Origin of the sequence: Zunongwangia pacifica, from assembly GCF_023499215.1 — a bacterium.
Classification (GTDB): Bacteria; Bacteroidota; Bacteroidia; order Flavobacteriales; family Flavobacteriaceae; genus Zunongwangia; species Zunongwangia pacifica.
In genome coordinates this window covers 1-20858 of the sequence record NZ_JAKHSK010000025.1, presented here as the reverse complement: position 1 = coordinate 20858, position 20858 = coordinate 1, and the positions used below count along the sequence as shown (strand labels likewise).

Genomic DNA, 20858 nt, shown 5'->3' with positions numbered 1-20858 from the left:
TGGCTTTACCAACCTCTATTTTGCTTAAGAGCATCAAATTTTAAAAGTTCGTTATATGGTACCGGCCCATATTGCATATAATCCTGATAGTTACGTTGTTCTACAGTGATTACTTCAGGAGTACTATTTTCTATAGAAACCCCTTTAGCCGGCTCGTTAAGATCAAGGCCCCATCGACGTAAATCCCAAAAACGGAAACCTTCAAAACACAGTTCAAGACGGCGCTCATTGCGTATAAGTTCACGCATCGCAGTTTTATCATTACGTATCGACTCTAGATAAGCATCTGGCTGACTAATACCCGCACGCGCTCGTATGGCAGCAATCACATCGTAGGCAGAAAATCCGTAAGAACCACTACTGGTTGGTCCCCAGGCTTCGTTTGCTGCTTCAGCATAGATCAAATAAAGTTCAGTATAACGTATACGTGGTTTGTAATGTAATTGCTCTGTGGTGGTAGTTGTACTTAAATTCACATCCTGGCGCAATAATTTTTTCAAATAATATCCCGTACGGGTAGAAGTCGCTTCCCTGTTAAGGGCATCATTGGTGGTACCATCCACGGCAGTTACAATCGTATTATTATTTACTCCTGCTGTAGCTCCATTCACCAAAACATACGTGCGTAATCGCGGATCACGATTAGTATAAGGATCATCGGGATTATAATTACTGGCGGCATTAGAAATAGGATACCCGTTAGCTGCCGGGAAGGCATCAACCAGATTTTGAGTAGGATTTAGTCTTCCGCTTCCATTAAGAGTGGGTGGAAAATGATCCTGTTCTAAATTATTACTGTTTGCCACATCACCTCTCCATAAAATTTCAGGAGGATTTACACCGCCGCCTAAATCTGCAATTTGGGCAGTATTCGTATACCAGGTATGCCCATTGGGAGCCAGACTTTCTAAACCACCGTTTAAGGCCAACACCTCACCTGCAAAATTTGCGGCCTGTGCCCAGCTAATCCCACTTGCCTCACTATAAGCAGGGCTTGCAGCTAAAAGAGTGGCCTGCGCCTTAATTGCTTTTACAATACGACCACTAACACGTTGTCTACCACGCTCTCCAAACACCCGATTAAAATCATTGGTATTCGTGATGCCGCTAGGAAGCAGGCTGGGATCATCAATATCTTCAAAATCAAGAGCCAACATCTCATCGGCTTTATCAAGATCACTAAGCAATTGTTCCATACAGTTGGCAAAAGTCGCCCGGGCAACATTGAAGTCTGACTGTGGATCTTCAGGTTCAAGAATAATAGGCACTCCCAGTAATTCGCCATCTGCAAAACCACCATGCGCCTGTAACAGGTAATACATGTGCAGCCCACGAAGCCCATAAGCCTCTCCTTTAAGACGTCTGTTGTACAGTGCATTTATATTCTCATCTGTAGACCATTCTACATTATCTGTCTCAGAAAGAAAAATATTTAAATATTGAATCGCTGCTCTCGAGCTTTGCCACTGGGTAAAAGGATTAAAGTTAGAAGCCCATTGTCCCGTGGCTGCCCTTCGGTACGTATTATCAATATCGTTACTTACCGCATCATCTGTAGCCACATCGTTGAAGCTCCAGTTAAGAGTAGGTATTCTTAAGTAGCCGTTAAGCAGCAATCCTTCTGCATAAGTGGCTTCTCCATAAGCATCTTCAAGGTCGCGGTTATTTTCTATTGCGGGCTCAAAAAGGTCATCACAACTTGTAAGCGACAAAACTGCTATTAAAAGAACTATTAATTTATTATTCATACTTTTTGAATACATATAGATTAATTAAAACAGAGCTTTTACTCCCAGGTTATAAAATCGGGTTCGTGGTGCACCACCTATATTCAATTCCATAAGTTCTGGTTCTGAAGATACGGTCAAGAGATTTGCACCGCTAATATAGATGTTGAAGTTTTTAAAGATTCCATCCCCTATTATGCTCGAAGGCAGGTCATAACTAAGCTGTACTTTGGCTAAATCGATACGATCTGTACTATAAATCCAGTAATCTGAAGCTCTGTAATTATTTGAAGCATTCTGAGTAGTAAGCCTTGGGAATATGGCTGAATTTGCGGTTTCAGGGGTCCATCGGTCCCTTACCGTTATCGAATATTTATCCTCACCGTCAATCCAGAAATAGGAATTATTTTTCATGGCCTTAGCTCCGGTTTGACCTGTTGCCAGGGCAAACAAGGTGAAATTCTTCCAGGTAGCACTTAGATGTAATCCTGCCGAAAAAGGTGAGCCATTCCATCCCGCCTTGCCAAGATAAACCTCATCCTGATCATTGATGATGCCATCGCCGTTTTGATCAATGTATCTAATATCACCGGGAGCGACATCGCCCAAAGCTTCCTGGCTGGGTGCATTGGCAATTTCCTCTTCGCTTGCAAATAAACCGTCGCTACGCAATCCCCACATTCCGTCCAGAGGAGTTCCTTCTCGATACTGATAGTCGTTTTCAAACATCTCGGCTCGCTTCGAAGCCTCGGTATCATAGTAAATACCGGCAACACCTACGGCAAAATCAACACTGCCGATTTTATTTTTATAAGTGATATCAAAATCAACTCCTACTCGATCGTCATTATTATAATTAATGTAAGGGATAAATGAGCTATTTGGGAACCCTGTTGAGAAATAATTTGGATATAAAACAGATGCCTGTATAATATTACCTTTCATTCTATTGAGGAAGAAAGCCGTCTGAACATCCAGAGAGTTATTAAATAAAGAACCCTTAAGTTCTACATTAATTTCCTTTCGCTTTGCAAAAGTTAAATCTGGGTTGCCACCCTGTCTGGAATCGGTAGATCGCGTAAGCGCTCCATCTCTCCAGCTAAACCAGGCTCCGTCTGTTTGAGTATAGACATTTTGATATAAATAATAATCATTTATATCTAATCCCATATCGGTACTCAATATTCCTGCTGAAACCGAAAGTTCTAAATCATTAATGACCGAAGAATTTTCTAAAAACGATTCATGACTTAGCTTCCAAGCAATTGTAGCCGTAGGGGAATATCCTGTACGCTCCCCTTCTGCAAATCGAGCCGAGTGTACCAATCCCTGATTGAAAAGAAAGTAATACTTCTTTTTATAATCGTAAGAGAGCTGAAGCCCAAGATTTGCACTACTCAATCGGTGGTATTCGCCTGAAAATGTTTGCTGCCAGCCTCCTGCCACCAACATTGCCGAAAAATGCTGATCTTCGTCAAAATTCGTCTTATAATTTAGCTGACTGGAAAAAGACAGGGTTTGTTGATAAGCACTGTTGCTAATGTTTTGAATTCCATTAGTCGCATCCTGGCCATATCTGGTTAAACTGCCAATCTCATCTATGCCGTTTGTATTCACCCAATTCGCCTGATATACGGCATATTCATTATTATAAGATTGATTGTAAGAGGTTGAATAATCCACCCCAAACATCGCATTAAAGGTTAATCCCTTAACGGCACGTTCAAGATTTGCATCTACCGAAGTATTGAATTGAAATTCCCTACTGGTATAAGTGTTATATCCTCCGGCATAAATCGCTGCGAAAGCGTTTGTTTGATCAAGCTGTGTCCCCCCAAGTAAGAATCTACCATCAATAATGTTAGAACTATTTTGTGCAAGTAACTGGGTAGATGTATTGTTTTCTGAAATTCGATCTATAGGAATAAGTGGCGAGAAACGGTTTGGTCTTGTGTTTGCCGCACTTTGCCAATAATCGGTGTTTACTCCACGACCACTGAAATAGATCGCATTTGCTCCTATAGAGGCCTTTATCCAGTCATTGATTTTAAGGTCTACGTTACCGCGTATATTAAAACGCTCTGACTTATTATTCTTTGCTTCACCAAAATCAATCTGGTTACCGGTTCTATAGAAACCCACATCAGTATAGTAACGGGCATTTTCATTTCCCCCGGAAATTTGAAGTGTTGCATCATAGTGCTCGTAAACCCTTTTTAGGTATTCTTCACTGTAATAGTCTACATTGGGATATCTAAACGGATTATTCCCAGAGGCGTAATTGAAGATTGTTTCTTCTGAATATAATGGAGACAATCCATCATTTGCACGAGCCTCATTATACAGTGTCATATATTCTGCAGAGCCCAAATATTTAGGATATCGTTTTGGTACAAACAAACCTGCATCCAAACGCACATCAATTTGTTGTTTTCCTATCGTTCCTTTTTTAGTAGTTATATAGATCACACCTTGCGCTGCACGGCTTCCGTAAAGAGCTGCTGCTGTCACCCCTTTTAAAAAGCTTATCTGTTCTATCTCAACCGGCAAAGCACTCTCTGGGCTTCTGGGTACCCCATCAACAAGAACAAGATAATCACTCATCCCCCAAATATTCCCGCCATTAAACCCTCCTATAAAAGCATTGATTCCATCCAAACTATAGGTGGTATAATTCTTCTCCAGAATCTCTGGAAGATTAACAAATGAAGTACCGCCGGCAATAATATCTTCTTCAGCTACTTTGCGATAAGCAGTTTGTACATTCCCTTCTCCCGACTTAATAAGTATGATCTCATTTTGGTAGTCTTCTACTGTAATGGTTGTCGTTACAAAACCATCTGCCGAGATTTTTAAAAGTGCCTCCGGACTCACATTAATAGAGAATTCCCCGGAATCACCAGTCATTGCAAAAGCATCATCCTGCTCACTTTGGACCAAGACACCCGCAAGCGGATCACCGTCTTGGTTTAAAATACGAGCCTCTACAGCGACTTGCCCTTCAGTCTGAGCGCTTAGATGGAGCCCGATTAAAGCAATTAAAGCAAACAAGACAATTTTTGTTTGTAAGTATTTCATTTAATTCTACGTTTGGATTATATAAATTAAAATGCTATCTAAAAATTGGTTATAGAAATTACCAACCCGGATTTTGAGGGAATTCTACATACATATTGGTATCTGCATTTTTAAGTGGTAGCCAATAATGTTTGGTAGAAAAATCTCTCTCCAGTATAATCTCTTCCCTTAAGTTAAGTACCCGGTTTTCAGTAGGATTTTCTGTATTAAACTCACCGGCACGATCAAATTCTAAAGATGTCTTTAAAGTATACGGTCGTTCAATAAGCAGTAACCATCTTCTTAGATCATTAAAGCGATGCCCTTCAAACGACAGTTCTACCGCACGCTCACGACGTACTTCACTCATAAAACCTTCCAGACCACTGGCAACACTGCCCTCTCCCAAAGAAACATGTCCCGCTCCTGCACGATCACGTATCTCATTTACAGCCTCTATTGCTGTTTTAGCATAGTTCGCTGACTTTCCGTCGGGGCTTCCATAACCAATAGCTGCGGCCTCGGCATACATTAAATACACATCGGCAAGACGCATCCAGGGCAAATGCAGGTTTAAGTTTGCCCCATAGTTAAACCCATCATCATAACGGTTGGCCGTAATAGGTATAAATTTATAATTTAGAAATCCAGATCGGCTACCGGTACTCACATCTCTATAGCTACCTCCCGTATACAGGTTGGCATATCTGTGTTGTTCAACATCGGCCGGCATCGCTCCCTGAACCACTTTTACCCCATCATAAATAATATCATGGTAAAATCTTGGATCCCTATCTTTCCAGGGATATTGCGGATCGTATCCTGAAACAGGATCTGGCTTGGTGATATCTTCGATAGGTAAGCCATTTGCCATACCATAAAAGTTAACATAGTTTGCCGTTGGCATAAAGTTACTTCCATCCTGAATAATTGCAGGCTGATATTGTTTACTGGTCCCCCAGTTTGAACCATTTGCTCCAAAATATGGCCCTCTAAAAATGGCTTCAGTCCCTCCCGGAATACGCCATCCTTGCCCGGTGGTATAAAAGTTAACGCTGTAATTTTCAAAAGGAACCAGAGCATACGGTGCCTCGCCACTCTCGCAAAGTGCTAATAATTCACCAAAAACATCTGCAGCTTTTTTAGCATAATCTGAATTATATTCACGGGAACCGGTCGATTCCAGATTCATTAAAGGACTTGCTGCCCACAGGTAATTTTTACCCAAATAGCCCAAAGCCATGATTTTATTGATTCTAAGATCATTTTTACCTCTGGTAGCTGCTCCCGGTTGCGTATCATCCCAGTTTACAGGAAGTAGGTTTGCGGCTTCCCTTAAATCTGCAGCTGCACGGTCTGCACATTCATGATAACTTAGCCTTGCAAGTCTTAAAGGCTCATCACTAGGCAACACATAATCGATATAAGGCATACCACCAAAATATTGTATCATCTGGAAGTGAAACCAACCTCTAAAGAACAATAACTGCCCCTCAATAACATCACGTTCAGCCTGAGTAGCATCTACCAAAAGATCGAGATTCTCAAGGCCCAGGTTTACTTTACGCAACCCATACCATCCATTTTTCCATAAATCTTTTTGCATACGATCATCGTTGCGCGATGCGTCTGCCTGATTTAACCAGGAAGCTCCCCAACCATCATGTTCTGTTTGCCAACCCCAAAAGTTACCGTTATCGAATTTATGGATCACATGAAAGTTCATATCTGCAGAGGTGATCTCATCATCTCCCCAGTTCCATGAATTAGTCCAATAGGCATTGGAAAAATCGGGGATACAGTGATACAATTCTTCTGTGAACCCCTGAAAGTTGGTGAAATTTTTAAATGCTTCTTCTTCTGAGATGATTGATTCAGGTTCCTTATCAAGGTATTCTTCGCAAGAAGAAAATACCAGGGTAGCTACAATCACCAGGCAAAATCTACTTAGCATTTTAGAATAAATTTTCATAATAACAATTTTAAAAGGTGATATTCAATCCGAAGTTAAATCGCTTTACGGTAGGGTACGCACCCTGTGATGCCCAACCTGTACCTGCAAAGTTTGATTCTCTATCATCTGGCATTTTAGTCCAGATGTATAAGTTGTTTCCGTTTAAAAACAGGCGCAGACTTTCAAAACCGAAGCTTGTTAGCATCTTGGAATCACCTGAAAACGTATAGGCAAGTTCAGCACTCTTTAAGCGCACATAAGAGCCATCATAGAAAAAACGTGATCCGTTTGCTGAACCGTTAGGAGTAGTGACCCATCTTGGTACCGGCGCATCTGCATTGGTATTGTCTTTACTCCAGTAAGAGCCTTCATCATAAACAATATTATTTTGATTGCCCAGACTATTAAACACAACTTGTCTGGTCACATTATTAGCTCCAAAGAATTGCACAAAGCCGCTTAAACCTTTCCAGTCAAAACCAACCGTCGCATTGTAGGTGTTTTGAGGTGCGCCGGAAAAAGCGTAAGGAACATTATCAAAACCGTCGATAATCCCATCTGCATTGAAATCTACAATCTGATAACCTCCAGGAATTTTTTGAGAATCATCAGTATTAAATGACGTAGTACCATACAACTCGTCCCAGGTATTGTAGAAACCATTATCTACATAAGAATAGGCTTGCCCAATTGCTTTATTATTATTTTTCTGATATTCAGGCAGTAATTCTGGGTTATCTCCTTCAATCACCTTGTTTTCTGCATGCGTCATATTTAAATCTGCCCAAAGTCGCAGGTTCTCTCCAAAATAATGATTCAGGTTAAGCACCAATTCATACCCCTGGTTTTGTACCGTTCCCAGGTTAGCTACTGGTGCGGTTGTTCCATAATATTCAGGGATGGCACGTTGGTTTCCTGAGATCAATACATCTACCCGTTTATCCCTAAAGAAATCTATACTTCCGCTGATGGAATTATCGAAAAATCCATAATCAAGACCAATGTTTGATTTTTTCACTTTTTCCCAGCTGATATCGGGATTCCCTACGGCAGATTCTGTATACCATACATAAGGGCTAAGTTCTGCCTGCTCCCCAACTGTACCTAATCGGGATTGACCGCCATAAGCCCATTGCGTTAAATACAAATATCTTCCGTTAACATTATCATCTCCAATCTCTCCATAAGAAGCTCTTAGCTTAAGGTTATTTATGAAATCTGCTTTTTTCATAAAAGCTTCGTTCGATATATTCCATCCTAACCCTCCTGATGAAAAGAATGCAAAACGGTTACCGGCTGCAAAACGCTCTGAACCATTATAGGCTCCATTATATTCAATAAGGTAGCGATTATCATACCCATAGGTGGTTCTAAAAACCCAGTCTTCACGATAGAAAGGCAGTACGCTACCGGTGGCAAACTCATTTCGGTTAAACAAGCCCATTGCGGTTACATCATGCTTTCCTGCAAAGTTTTTTGCATAGTTAAGCTGCGTCTGATAAAATAATCTACGATATGAAGCGCCATCATTTACCCCACCTGCAGAAGAAGACCATTTCACCCCCTGCTGATAGTCAAATCCGGTGTTTGCATCGTACGTTCTGCGATAAGTTGCAATCCCTGTTTCGGGGTCTATATATTTTTCCTGTGGGTCATTATAAAGGTCATTTACTCCACGATTGGCTTCTACAAAAGTATTATCAAGAGCAATGGTACCGGTAAACTTTAGACCATCTAGAATTACATCCAGATCCTGCTCTAGGGTAAAGTTAGTTTGAAGTTGTGTATTTGTTACATATTGCACTCCGCTTATTGCCAGGTTTCTTATGGCATTACCCTGTCCTCCACCTGAAGGTGCATCGTACCCCCATGAACCGTCTGAATATTGAGGCAGGTAAATATCTGGCGGGGTAGAATAAGCTGCAATCCAATACACATAGTCACCTCCGCCAAAACCCCAAGGTGTTTTACGTACTCCATACGATCCAGAAAGTCCCACTTTTAGCACAGTGCTTGAGGTAAGCTGAAAATCCAGATTGGTCCGTACATTTAATCGATTGTATCCAAAACCGGGTTGGTAGCCTCGGCTATTATCATACTGTTTCAGCAAATCACCTTCATATTGAAAATCTGCTCCAGCGAAATACTTAACGAGTTCTGAGCCTCCACTTATATTCAGGTTAGCATTGTAGGAAGGCGCATAATCCCGGAATAAAGCTTTATCCCAGTCTACATTAGGATAACGCTCTGCTTCAGTTAAGTTTGCAGGATAACGGTATTTATCAATAATGTCCTGAGTTTGATAGAAACTCCAGGATTCAGGTGTAAGTGACAGTTCATTTTCAATAGCCCGATTACGCACCAGGAAAGTATCAAAAGCATCCTTTTTACCTGGAAGTTTTGAAGCCGTTTTTACTGTAGAATTAAGTCGGGTCCTAATAACCGCTTTTCCTGTTTTGCCTCGTTTAGTAGTCACCAGAATCACCCCATTTGCACCTCTTACTCCATACACTGCCGTAGCTGAAGCATCCTTAAGCACCGATATTGACTCTACCGAACTTATGGCAATAGTATTTAAAGGACGTTCTATACCATCTACAAGCACCAACGGGCTGGAATCATTCCAGGTACTTTGCCCACGTATAAAAATTCGTGGTTCCTCACCACCTGGAAGCCCCGTACTTGCTGTGGTAATTACCCCAGGTACGTTACCCGCAAGTGCAGAACCTATATTAGGAACATTACCGGCACGTTCCAGCTCTTCACCACTCGCCTGCACTACTGCCGCAACAACCGTTTCCCTTTTCTGCTCACCATACCCTACAATTACAACTTCCTGTAAGGCATCCAGATCTGAATCCATAACTACGTTAATCTCAGTCTGGTTATCTACCTTTCGTTCTACGGTTTTAAACCCTATAAAACTAAAAACTAAAGTTGCATCGGCAGGTGCCTGGATACTATAGTTCCCATCCATATCGGTAACGGCCCCTACATTTGGTAATTCTTTTACAAAAATGTTTACTCCAGGAATGGGTAAATTATCATCAGAAGATGTAATTGTCCCTGTAATGATTTTCTGCACATCAGTGTTCTTTGCATAAACAGATGACGAAAAAAAGAAACTAAACAACACTCCTACAACAAGAAACTTAGCGAGATTGGGAGGGTTAAGTAATTTTATACTCATACTTTTTAATTTTAAATTCAATTAAAGGGAGATGTTTTTTCACTTTATATTCAAAAACCACCACTATAACGTTGTAGTGGATAAGAAAAGAAAATGCTTGCAGTTAGCCAGTTTGGGCTGAATTACTATTTTTAGCGTTCGTATAAATTTGAAGTGTAAAATTTTCTCTCATTTATATATTTTAAAAATCAATTAAACCGTTATTAAAGAATTACAGTACTACTATTACCATAACCTTAATTTTCATATCTATTTTTAATGATTTAACAGAAATACAGTATTTAATCCTGCCTATTTTTAGTTATCATTAACGAAATCAAATATATCTGTTAATAATTCTTAACAAAAAACTAGTTGTTACAATTACTTTACGCTAGGTTACATTACTGAAAAGAAATATGGAAACTTGTATAAAAAAGAGACAAAACAACACTTAACACACTAAAAAACAACACCTTAAAATATTTAAGAATCTATAACCTAATTCATTGGAGAATTTGAGTTTGAGAAAGTCAGGTTGAATAGAAAAGTATACAGAGAAAAAATTTTGATATAATGTGGAAGGAAATCTGATCGTCGATTTTAATAATTGATAGCATTTTTTTAACAAAGCTGCGAAGTAGCCACAAATTCGATTTATAGAATTGTGGAAGAAAATAGCAATAAAGAGATTACATAAAAAAGTCTTTACATTTTGTGACACTTTATTTTAGTCACTGAATCGATGAATTTTAATTCAGGTTTGTATCATTGTTCTCTCCCCCCCTACTCACTCCCCGTACAACAATCGCATTATATTGTTAAAAGAATGCGCCAATTCTTCCTGTTCCGGGAGGGATAAATGAGAAATGATACCGGCGACGGAAACCGAAGACAACTCATCGAGTTTTTGTTGCTCTTTGATGCCTCTTTCGGTTAAACTGATTTTAAAAACCCGCTTATCGTCCTCCGATTTTTCTTTCGTTAGTATGGAATTTGAAATCAGTTTTTTGATGATCCGGCTTAAATAGCCTTCATCCAAATTCAGCACCTTATTAATATCGGTCGCGGTGGTTTTGCCCTGTTCCTTAACGATATACAGAATATGAGATTCGGTAAGCGAATATCCCGTGTTTAAAAAAGTTTTTTCCAACAGCCCGATGCTTCGTACATAATTACGGTTGAATTTCCGGATGCTATGTATAATTTCGATTTCTTCCATAAAATTTACTTGCCTATATCAAGTATTTATACTTATATTTGCTTTTGTCAAGTAATATACAACATCTCCTAATAAATTCAAGCAATGATCAGCGTAAAAAATATCAACATCACGAGTCCGCAGTATCAGCAGATGCGTGAACTCCGCAACAAGGTATTGCTCCGCCCCCTCGGCATTCCCGATCATTCCTGGGAAATGCACGACGCGCGGTCTTGGCATTTTGTAGCCCTTCAGGACGATCAGGTGATTGGCTGCGCGGTGCTGGTTCCTTCCGAAGAAAATAAAACTTCGGCACAACTCATACAAATGGCGGTAGCTCCCGAGGCTCAGGGAAAAGGCATCGGTCAGTTATTGCTTAAAGAGATTATCGCATTTGCAAAACGTAAATCCTTGCAGGAAATCCATTGTCATTCACGGCAATACACGGTTAATTTTTATAAAAAAGCCGGCTTTACCATCTATGGCGACACCTTTACCGAAGTAGGAATTCCGCATAATTATATGAAATTAGAGCTATTATAATGGAAATTAGAAAAATCAAAAGCACCGATAACCCCGCGGTGGCCACGCTGATTAAAACCGTGTTCGAAGAATATAACGCGCCAAAAGAAGGAACCGTCTACTCTGATGCCGATACGAATAGGCTTTACGAATTCTTCGGAATAGAAAAAGCGGAACTTTGGGTAGCCGAAGCGGAAGGGAAAATTGTTGGCTGCTGTGGCGTCTATCCTACTGAAGGATTGCCGGAAGCTTGTGCCGAGCTGGTTAAATTTTATATCGCCAAGGAAGCCCGCGGAAAAGGTTTGGGCAAAAAATTAATGGAGGCTTCTATCGCATCTGCCCTGCAATTTGGGTATCGCGAACTTTACCTGGAAAGCTTACCCGAGTTTTCCAATGCCGTTTCGTGGTATAAAAAACTGGGCTTTAAAACGCTCGATGCCCGTTTAGGAAATTCGGGACACTCTTCCTGCAATATCTGGATGCTGAAACCGCTGGTGTAGTTTCAGATAAATTTGAAACAGAAAATGGCAAATGCGCTTCGGGATAGTGGAATAATTTTTAAATTGAAACCGATGAAAAGGCGCTTAAAAACCACCCAATGACGGAGCAACTGCTACAAAAAGTAAATACAATTGTAAAGCTTACGGAAGCTGAAGAACAGGCTTTTCACCGGTATTGGACGCCATATTCGTTAAAAAAAGGGGAGTATTTATTGCGCAACGGAAAGATTTGCAGAACCGATAATTTTGTGGTAGAAGGCGCGTTAAAAGCTTATTTTATTAATCCGAAATCGGGGAAAGAAGAGATTCTTTATTTGGCCATTGAAGATTGGTGGGCTACCGATATGCATAGTTTTCAGCAGCAAACACCTTCTATTTACAATATTCAGGCGGTGGAAGATACGCAGCTCCTACAGATTTCTTACGAATCCTTTCAGAAATTGCTACAGGAAATCCCGAAACTGGAACGTTTTTTCAGGATTATTCTGGAAAGCTATCTGGGCGCGCTGCAACAAAAAATCATTTTCCGACAGGTGCTCGATGCCAAGGAGCGGTATTTCGATTTTCAACAGCGCTATCCGCTTATTTCCGCTCGGTTTCCCAACTACCTCATCGCTTCGTATTTAAATATGTCGGCCGAGTTTTTAAGTCGCATCCAAAATGCTTAATTTCATTTTGGGGACATTTCGATATAAATTTTCTAGGAAATTCACTCAATGGACCAAAATGCTTAAAAGAAAATTCATCTTAAAAATCAGTGTTTTAATTATTGTTTTTGATTTTTTAGAATGTTTTATTAATCCTTTTCTTTTTTGCATCGCCCAAAAAAGAAACAAAAAAGTCTAGGCTTATTTTCCTATCCTTGAAAACTACACCAATTCCTTATCCTGCGGATGGCGAACCGCTGCGCTAGGCCATCCTCCACCTCCAACGCTGCGGAATTGATTTGTTTTACTACGGACATAAAAAGTAGGCCGGAATGGAGCGTCATAATTTGTCGTCACCCTGAATTGTCACATTGAGCGGAGTCGAAATGTCGATTAACTAAGTAGAATATTCTATTTCAGAATCTTATTTTCTAGATTATGTTTTTCAATACGGTTATGAGATTAAAGATCCTATGCATAATCTTTTTCTTTTTTGCATTGCCACCCTTCGACAAAGCTCAGCGCAAGTGAAAGAAACAAACCTCACAGGTTTTTGAAACCTGTGAGGTTTAAAAGATTCATTTTGGGACATTTCGATATAAATTTTCTAGGAAATTCACTCAATGATCCAAAAATGGGTGGAGACTATTTTACTTAGCTGGGAGTGGTGAAGTGCTAAATGGTTATTATGATTTTCCTTTTTAAAGTAGCAATATTATGGTGTCGTTTTTTTATGCTGAGATCGGTTTCACACTAATTTGTCCGCCAATGGCTTTCAGCACTTTCATTATTGTTTCAAATTGTGGTTTCGCTCCGTCTGATAATGCTTTATAGAGACTTGGTCTGCTCATTCCTGTTCGCTCTGCAATTTTAGTCATCCCAATAGACTTTGCGATATGTCCGATTGCTATAATCAAATCAGCACTGTCGCCATCTTCTAGAACTGTATTCAGATATTCAGCAATCATTTCTTCGCTATCTAAATAATCTGCTATATCAAATCTTGTTGTTGTCATATCAATCATTTTTTATTCTGTTCCAGATTTTTTTCGCTTTCTCGATGTCCTCTTGTTGCGTTGATTTATCACCCCCAATTAGAAGAATCACGATTTTGTTGTCTTTTTCTTTAAAATATAATCGGTAGCCTTTAGCATAATTAATTCGCATTTCACTAATTCCGCCTCCAACAGTTTTACAATCTCCAAAATGTTCATCCGTTTCAAGTTTCTGGATTCGAAAAAGTATTTTGGATTTTGCACGAATGTCTTTTAGCTTTCTCATCCACTTATCAAATTCAGATGTTTTTTCGGTGATGATCATTTTAAAAACGTATCCAATTAGATACAAATATAATAATTTTTTTAATTTTGAAAGGCAAGTAGCGTTATTTGAGAGGTTTGTTAAAATGCACGAATAAACATCCCTGATGTATTCATTTTATAAAACTGGCTGAAATGTGTGATATAAAAAGCTCAACTTTCACTTTCTTTTTTAGCTCATAGTTGCTTGTTGCTTTTGGGGTTCGTGAACCTCCTTTCGTCGGTTTGCATTGCGTGGCTTTCGGCAAACCTCACAGGTTTTTGAAACCTGTGAGGTTTAATGAATTTTCAGGCATTTCGACACCAATTTTCTGCGAAAATTCACTCAATGGCCCAAAATGAGTGGAAATTACACCAATTCCTTATCCTGCGGATGGCAACCGCTGCGCTAGGCCATCCTCCACGCCCACCACTGCGGAATTGATTTGTTTTACTACGGACATAAAAAGTAGGCCGGAAACAAATAAGATCTTCGTAATAAGATTTTAAAAAATTCATTTTGGGGCATTTCGATACAAATTTTCTGCGAAAATTCACTCAATGACCCAAAATGAGTGAAAATTATACTACCAAAATCAAGTAATAAAACCTCACAGGTTTATCCCGTATAGCTATCGGGACTGTGAGCTTTAGGTAAGTTTCATCTGGAATAAGAAAATCTTTGTAACGATGTTGCGGCTAAACTTTCATATCACCATTTGTGATATAGGGTGTGTTAGGTTTTAGTTCTTCTGGGGCTATTTCTACAATTTCCCCATTCCTGGCTATAATTAATGGCGTTTTTTTATAACGCTTAAATTCCACCAATTTCTGATATGTTTTTTCTAATCCAGCGATTATTTTCTTACGCTTTTCTATTAATTCCGCTTTATTATCCATTATACTTTTTGTTTAAATCAATCCAAATTACCGAATTTCCAACTTCAACATCATCTTTAACACCCTCTGCAATAATTTGATAAGGTTCTCCTGAATTGTCAATAAACATCCAATCATCAACCAATTCTTTAAATATAGTGAAAAAGTTTTTTAGTCCATTTTCATATCTTCTCCGAATTACATTTTCCGGAATATGATGGCCACCTTCCTTTACTCTGGTTTCCACTCGTTTTACGGCAAGATCCTGAGAACTTAGCCAAAAGAAAAGTATTGTTACAGAAAATCCATTTTCCTGAGCTTCTACCACAAAATTCTTATAACTTCTAGTTGATAATGTTGTTTCAAATGCAAAATCCTGATCTGAATGAATTAAAGTTTTAATCTTTTTCAACATTAATCTACCGGCCTGTATTCCTGCTCTTTCTGGTTTAAATGGGGATAACCCTTTAGCTATTTCATCTGCATTAATAAATTCATCACATTCTAAAATATCAGGCAAAATAGTATAGGAAGCGGTTGTTTTTCCTGCTCCGTTACAGCCGGCTATGATATATAGTTTTTTCATTTACTAAAATTCATAACAAATATACCTCAAAAATATTCTGTTTTTAAATTGTTCAAATTCATTAACCAAAAATTACCCTATAACTAAAATCACTTAAAATATTTTGAACGGTTCTATTTTGGGCATTTCGATACAAATTTTCTGCGAAAATTCACTCAATGACCCAAAATGAGTGAAAATTATACTACCCAAATCAAGTAATAAAACCTCACAGGTTTATCCCGTATAGCTATCGGGACTGTGAGGTTTTGGTAATTTCATCTTGAACTAGATCAATTTTTTTCAGCTGAATATTCCGCAGCTTTGTCCTGAACTTAAAAATTTTAGAAATGGGCAAAGTATTAATAATTAATTCCAGCGTTCGAAAAGCGCGTTCACAAAGTAGAAAACTTACTGAATTATTTGTGGAAAACTGGAAAAGCAAACATCCTAACGACCGGTTTACGCATCGCGATGTGGGATTGGCACAAATTCCGCCTATCGATGAGGCCTGGATTGCCAGCGCATTTGTAACACCTGCGGAAAGGACGACCGAGAATCAGCGTGGGGTGAGGCTGAGTGATGAACTGGTGAGTGAGCTGAAGGAACACGACGTTTATGTGCTGGCGGCGCCAATGTACAATTGGTCGATCCCCAGTGGTTTAAAGGCGTATATCGACCAGGTGATGCGGATTAACGAAACCTGGAAATTTAGATCGGGTGTGCCTGATGGCGATTATGTGGGATTATTGAACGGTAAAAAACTCTTTATCCTTTCGGCGCGGGGCGATACGGGTTATGCCAAAGGCGGGAAAAACGAGGTGATGAATTTTCAAACTTCTTATTTACAGTTTGTTTTTGGAATGATGGGTGTAAATGATTCGCAGGTTATTTCGTTAGATAACGAAGAATTTGGCGGGGAACTTTTTGAAAAATCGAAACAGATGATTTACGAAAAAATCAGAACGATTGATTAAAGCTTTGGCTGAAATTGGTAAAATGAAGGTGCTTTTTTTGATTATTGAAGGGATATTTTTTTGAGAGAACTATTATCCATATTACTTAGGCTCTTTTATTATCATTAAGATATTTCACCAACTTATAAACTAACGTAACAGGATTCTGCTGATGAAAAGGCAAATCTGATTGCTTTTTAAAAAGTTTATCAGCACGTTCTATTGCATCCGGTTGTGATGCTCTTTTATCATTTTCTAATTTAGAATAAATCGTTTTGCAAAACCTATAAGTTTTACCGTCCTTTTCATAGTTTAGATTCCATTTCTCACCTAGAAACTTGTAATAAAAAGTTCTATTATGCTTTTGCTCTGTGTAATTGAAATGAAGATAAAACCATAACTCAAAAGAATCATTTGAATACGCAATATTGTATCCTAACAACTTGCCTTTAGTAATAGCATTATCAAAATCAGCAAATTCTTTTTCCCCCTCTTTAAAGTCCATATCAAAAACACACCAAATTTCATCATATTTTGTATCACTGTTCTCTATTATGGAAGCTGTTGACTCAATTAATTTTAATTTGCTTTGACCTTTTAAATCTACAGCTTCTACTGTTAGGGTTAGTACTGGAAAAGCCTCAAAATATAGTTTCTCTGTTTGACCTTCACTAACTATTAAAATCGTCTTATTGGTTTCTTTTACTTCTATTTGATATAAAGATGCATCTACTTTTTTAAGCCAAGGTTTTTGTCCTTTAACATCTGTTTTTTTTTATTGCTTTGGTCTTTTTAGGCATCTTCTTCAGTATTAATTAGTTTACTAAAATCTCCTAAAAATGGAATTGCTCCATACTTTCCTTGAATATAATCTTTTTCGAATGAAGCCGTATTCCTAATTCCTTTAAATTGAACCAAAGAATATAGATGACTAGCTCCATACTTATCTTTTTCCACAAATTCTATTTGATCTCGTCGCAATAAATCAGATGACAAGAGATTTGTATCGTGGGTTGTAAAAATAAATTGAGCTCCACTATTTTCAATTGAATTAAATAATTCTAAAATTTTCTTAGTTAATAAAGGATGAAAACGAGCATCAAACTCATCAATAATTATTGGTCTATTATATTCAATTGCTTCATAAATGAATGGACTTAATTCAAACAGTTTTTGTGTTCCCTCTGATTCGTGATCCCCGAAAAGAAAAGATTCTGTTTCGTTAGAAATCAAATTTTCATCAAATTTCTTTCTAGTAGAAATAAGCAGTTTTCTTTTTTTCCTATCAAAATCTTTACGAATGTCCTCTTCTACATCTTCTGGTAAATCATCAGATGAAATTTCTATAGCATTCACATCTTCAATTCCAATATCTCCATATTTAAGAAAATCAACAATATATTTCTTTTTTTTATCATTATCCAAAGAGTCACCAGCATATTCGTACATCCCTTTATGTCCTAAACCACTAATTACAAAAATCGAGGCTAAGCTCTCTACCAGTTGTTTAGAGAGTTTACCAAATCCAAATGTTGCGAGCGTAGATAGAAATAATGAATTATTTCTGAAAATTTCATTTTCATCTGAATCATCATCTAATAAACTTAACAATTTATTACCTTCACTAAAATTAGTTTTATCTAGTTGAATAACTTCTTGATTATCCCTAATAAAAAAAGGTAGTTCCCTATCATTAGGTTTTCCATAAAGCCATTCTGAAGTGATATTTTCATCATTCGCTTCAAAACCATAGCGATATTTTATTTTTTTATGCCAAAAGATAATTTGATAAAAAGTGGGTTCTTTTTCTGTCTCCGTTGATAGCTTAAAAGGTTCGGTGTAATGTAAAACTTTATCATCTTTAACAGATGTTCTTACAATTCGAATAAATGAAACTAGTGCTTTAATGACATTACTTTTCCCGCTAGCATTAGCCCCGTAAATTGCCTTCGCTTTAAGAAAGGAAATATTTTCATCGTTATTTCCCTGTATTACATTATTTATATCAATTTCTTCTTTTTTTGATTTTATCTTGGCTGCTGAAAGATTCAAAGTTTGAATATCCTTGAATGATTTAAAATTTCCGAAACTAAATTCTTGAATTTTCATCCTATATAAAAATTTACATATATTTTGCAAATATAAGATTAAGAAATGATTTAAAACAACGTTCGTTGGATTGTTTTGAATTTATTTTGGACTTATTCCGAAAGTTATCTTATCAAGATTTTTCTAGCCAAAATCCTGTAATATTAATTACGGTTTACTTTAAAACAAACAAATTTCGATAAGTAATTTAGTCTTCTTTTCTAAAAAATTGATAGGATTATCGTTTGTTAGTTTCTTCTTTTTCCTGCGGAAGAAGTGTGATGATAAGTTGATGGCGCTGCTGTTTTATCTTTACTTGTGCGCCTTCGGTAAAGCCCAATTTTTCTAACCATTTGCCTTGAAGCCGAATTTCGGGAACGGTGTAATCACTTTGCCATCTGCGGCTACGGAATTTCCGATATATTTTTAAAATCCTGAAGGTACCCAATTGTCAACTTTTTATATGACAAATATATTAATCTTTATCGAATTGTCAAATTTTTGTATGACAAAATTGTCGTATAATTCATTGACATTTGTATGGTGGATAAAGAAGAGCTTAAAAAGAAAATAGGCCAACGTATTGTTGCCTTAAGAAGTCAAAAAGGATGGAGCCAATCTGATTTGGCGCGTGCCTGCGCTAAAGACCGGCAGGCGATTGAAAAACTGGAAAACGGAAAAGTAAATCCCACTCTCTACTCGCTGTTAGAAATTGCTAAGGCTTTGGAAGTTTCTTTAAAAAAGTTGGTGGATTTTTAGTTTTCTAAATCGGTTTATTTCTATCTGTTCGGAATAACGAACGCAAGATATAAAAAAAAATGTTCAAATTCGGTATAGTGAACACGAAAGAACAACAATATTTCGAAAAACTAGGGGCTAAAATCAAGCAATTACGGGAAGAAAAGGGCTTAGATCAAAAAGCGTTTGCCTTTGATTGTGAGCTTGGGAGAACGCAGCTTTATATGATTGAAAACGGAAAAACCAACCCTCGTTTGCTTACGCTTATAAAAATTGCCAGGGGTTTGGAACTTTCCCTCCACGAACTTTTAAAAGTGTGTTAGGTGTTTTTGGTGTTTAAATTACTAAAAAAGAGTTTTTGTTGGTAAAAACAGAATCTCAAAAGTACATCAAAAACGGCTTATTAATATACTCATTCTAGCAAACATTTTTGCAATATTCAATTTGTCCGTTATGTTTATTCTCGATATGCACTACTACTAGTTCACAAATCTCTTTATAATCCTCATTGGTAATTGGTGCTTGCTCTGTCCTCCATCCTCCGTGAGAAAGATCATTTATCAAAGTATAGGACTTCGTATCATTCGGAATATTTGTTTTAATATATTCCGCTACACTTTCCCTATGTACTTGAATTCTTTCAAATTTGGTTAATGTTTCTAATATATGACGAATTGAATTAGCAGTAGTATGAGATGGCATCATATTTTTTCTTGCTATTTTATATATATCCAATAAATGAGTTATGTATGGGACAGTTAAATTATTATTGAAATCAGATAATTGACCATTTGCTAAGAGAAGTTTTTTGTCAACTATATTATTAGTTGCTAAGATTCTCATAAAATCATTATTATGAGTAAAAATCATAATTCGTTCTCTATCTACTTTTTCCAAAATCATTTGCAAATCTCTAATAACTCCACATACGGTATAAACGTGAGAAAAATCCATACTTGAAATTGGGTCATCAATAATGAAAAATAATCTTTTATAATCATCATCTGATTCCACTTTTAAATGAGTATCACCTATAAAATATGCAAAAGCAATAATATTTTTCTCTCCTGCACTCAAAATATCCTTTGCCTGCTTACTTTCCAGTACATTTGTCTTAAAAGTTAATCTAAAACTATCATCATCTAAAGTGTATTTTCCAACAAAAAAATAATTTAAGACACTCTTTATTGTGGACGCCACCTTCTTTTTTCTGCTAACTTTCTCTTTTTCCTTTTTCTTTTCAATTTCTCTTTTCAGGTTTGAATAATCATTTCTTAATTCTAGTAAGCTTTTAATTTTCTTTTTATTCTCATCTATAAGATCATCAAAAGATCTTTTACATATTTGCTTTCTTATTGATCTATTTTCTTCATTTATACTGTTTTTCTTATTATTTATGGTAGTAATTTCCGAATTGTTAGATTCAATTATACTATTTAACTCAAGTTTCCTATTCTAAAATACATTTATGGATCTGAAATGCCATTACAAACAAGATCAATTTTAGAATAAACCCATTTGCCGTTACAGCGTTTATGTGCCTTGGCATCAAAGCAC

The 20858-nt window shown here is 37.5% G+C and carries 19 protein-coding genes and 1 pseudogene; 6 read left to right on the top strand and 14 right to left on the bottom strand.

The window, feature by feature from the left end; genetic code table 11:
* Nucleotides 1-5: 5 nt before the first annotated feature.
* The 5 genes from L1967_RS15550 to L1967_RS15530 form a co-directional block, all read right to left on the bottom strand.
* A complete protein-coding gene (locus tag L1967_RS15550) occupies nt 6-1748 on the bottom strand; it encodes a RagB/SusD family nutrient uptake outer membrane protein (protein WP_249602423.1) in 1743 nt (580 codons plus the stop codon).
* Between the two features lie 24 nt (nt 1749-1772).
* Nucleotides 1773-4805: a SusC/RagA family TonB-linked outer membrane protein gene (locus tag L1967_RS15545; protein ID WP_249602422.1), complete on the bottom strand. Its 3033-nt coding sequence runs from the start codon at nt 4803-4805 to the stop codon at nt 1773-1775.
* Between the two features lie 58 nt (nt 4806-4863).
* Nucleotides 4864-6756, bottom strand: coding sequence for a RagB/SusD family nutrient uptake outer membrane protein (locus L1967_RS15540; protein WP_249602421.1), 1893 nt, complete (start codon nt 6754-6756; stop codon nt 4864-4866).
* Between the two features lie 10 nt (nt 6757-6766).
* Complete coding sequence (locus L1967_RS15535; RefSeq protein WP_249602420.1) at nt 6767-9928, bottom strand: SusC/RagA family TonB-linked outer membrane protein; 3162 nt, start codon at nt 9926-9928, stop codon at nt 6767-6769.
* Between the two features lie 769 nt (nt 9929-10697).
* Nucleotides 10698-11129, bottom strand: coding sequence for a MarR family winged helix-turn-helix transcriptional regulator (locus L1967_RS15530; protein ID WP_249602419.1), 432 nt, complete (start codon nt 11127-11129; stop codon nt 10698-10700).
* A gap of 84 nt (nt 11130-11213) precedes the next feature.
* Between L1967_RS15530 and L1967_RS15525 the strand changes: the two genes are divergently transcribed.
* The 3 genes from L1967_RS15525 (at nt 11214) to L1967_RS15515 (ending at nt 12798) form a co-directional block, all read left to right on the top strand.
* Nucleotides 11214-11651 carry a GNAT family N-acetyltransferase gene (locus L1967_RS15525; protein ID WP_249602418.1) on the top strand — a complete coding sequence of 146 codons (438 nt, stop codon included), beginning with the start codon at nt 11214-11216 and terminating at the stop codon, nt 11649-11651.
* Complete coding sequence (locus L1967_RS15520) at nt 11651-12130, top strand: GNAT family N-acetyltransferase (RefSeq protein WP_249602417.1); 480 nt, start codon at nt 11651-11653, stop codon at nt 12128-12130. The genes L1967_RS15525 and L1967_RS15520 overlap by 1 nt, the downstream gene beginning before the upstream one ends.
* Nucleotides 12131-12228: 98 nt before the next feature.
* Nucleotides 12229-12798, top strand: coding sequence for a Crp/Fnr family transcriptional regulator (locus L1967_RS15515; RefSeq protein ID WP_249602416.1), 570 nt, complete (start codon nt 12229-12231; stop codon nt 12796-12798).
* A gap of 710 nt (nt 12799-13508) precedes the next feature.
* On the opposite strand, the gene L1967_RS15510 is transcribed toward L1967_RS15515, so the two are convergent.
* From L1967_RS15510 to L1967_RS15495, 4 genes are all read right to left on the bottom strand, one after another.
* Nucleotides 13509-13793, bottom strand: a complete 285-nt coding sequence (locus L1967_RS15510) for an addiction module antidote protein (protein WP_249602415.1) — start codon at nt 13791-13793, stop codon at nt 13509-13511.
* Between the two features lies 1 nt (nt 13794).
* Entirely contained in the window at nt 13795-14097 is a 303-nt protein-coding gene (locus L1967_RS15505; RefSeq protein ID WP_249602414.1) for a type II toxin-antitoxin system RelE/ParE family toxin, read from the bottom strand.
* 677 nt (nt 14098-14774) lie between these two features.
* Nucleotides 14775-14975, bottom strand: a complete 201-nt coding sequence (locus tag L1967_RS15500) for a hypothetical protein (RefSeq protein WP_249602413.1) — start codon at nt 14973-14975, stop codon at nt 14775-14777.
* Nucleotides 14968-15540 (bottom strand): ATPase, encoded by a 573-nt coding sequence (locus tag L1967_RS15495; protein ID WP_249602412.1) that lies wholly within the window; start codon nt 15538-15540, stop codon nt 14968-14970. The genes L1967_RS15500 and L1967_RS15495 overlap by 8 nt, the downstream gene beginning before the upstream one ends.
* 329 nt (nt 15541-15869) lie before the next feature.
* On the opposite strand from L1967_RS15495, the gene L1967_RS15490 reads away from it, so the two are divergent.
* Nucleotides 15870-16496, top strand: a complete 627-nt coding sequence (locus tag L1967_RS15490; RefSeq protein ID WP_249602411.1) for an FMN-dependent NADH-azoreductase — start codon at nt 15870-15872, stop codon at nt 16494-16496.
* 85 nt (nt 16497-16581) lie between these two features.
* Here L1967_RS15490 and L1967_RS15485 read toward each other — a convergent pair whose 3' ends face one another.
* From L1967_RS15485 to L1967_RS15475, 3 genes are all read right to left on the bottom strand, one after another.
* Nucleotides 16582-17154 (bottom strand): RloB domain-containing protein, encoded by a 573-nt coding sequence (locus L1967_RS15485; protein WP_249602461.1) that lies wholly within the window; start codon nt 17152-17154, stop codon nt 16582-16584.
* Nucleotides 17155-17267: 113 nt separating this feature from the next.
* Complete coding sequence (locus tag L1967_RS15480; RefSeq protein ID WP_249602410.1) at nt 17268-18584, bottom strand: AAA family ATPase; 1317 nt, start codon at nt 18582-18584, stop codon at nt 17268-17270.
* A 217-nt stretch (nt 18585-18801) separates the two neighbouring features.
* A complete protein-coding gene (locus L1967_RS15475) occupies nt 18802-19011 on the bottom strand; it encodes a SymE family type I addiction module toxin (protein ID WP_249602409.1) in 210 nt (69 codons plus the stop codon).
* A gap of 92 nt (nt 19012-19103) precedes the next feature.
* Between L1967_RS15475 and L1967_RS15470 the strand changes: the two genes are divergently transcribed.
* Entirely contained in the window at nt 19104-19322 is a 219-nt protein-coding gene (locus tag L1967_RS15470; RefSeq protein ID WP_249602408.1) for a helix-turn-helix domain-containing protein, read from the top strand.
* Nucleotides 19323-19399: 77 nt separating this feature from the next.
* Nucleotides 19400-19624, top strand: coding sequence for a helix-turn-helix domain-containing protein (locus L1967_RS15465; protein WP_249602407.1), 225 nt, complete (start codon nt 19400-19402; stop codon nt 19622-19624).
* A 94-nt stretch (nt 19625-19718) separates the two neighbouring features.
* On the opposite strand, the gene L1967_RS15460 is transcribed toward L1967_RS15465, so the two are convergent.
* Together L1967_RS15460 and L1967_RS22500 are read right to left on the bottom strand one after the other, a co-directional pair.
* Nucleotides 19719-20732 carry an AAA family ATPase gene (locus L1967_RS15460; protein ID WP_338063549.1) on the bottom strand — a complete coding sequence of 338 codons (1014 nt, stop codon included), beginning with the start codon at nt 20730-20732 and terminating at the stop codon, nt 19719-19721.
* A 19-nt stretch (nt 20733-20751) separates the two neighbouring features.
* Nucleotides 20752-20858 (bottom strand): annotated as a pseudogene (locus tag L1967_RS22500) (IS982 family transposase); the annotation flags it as partial.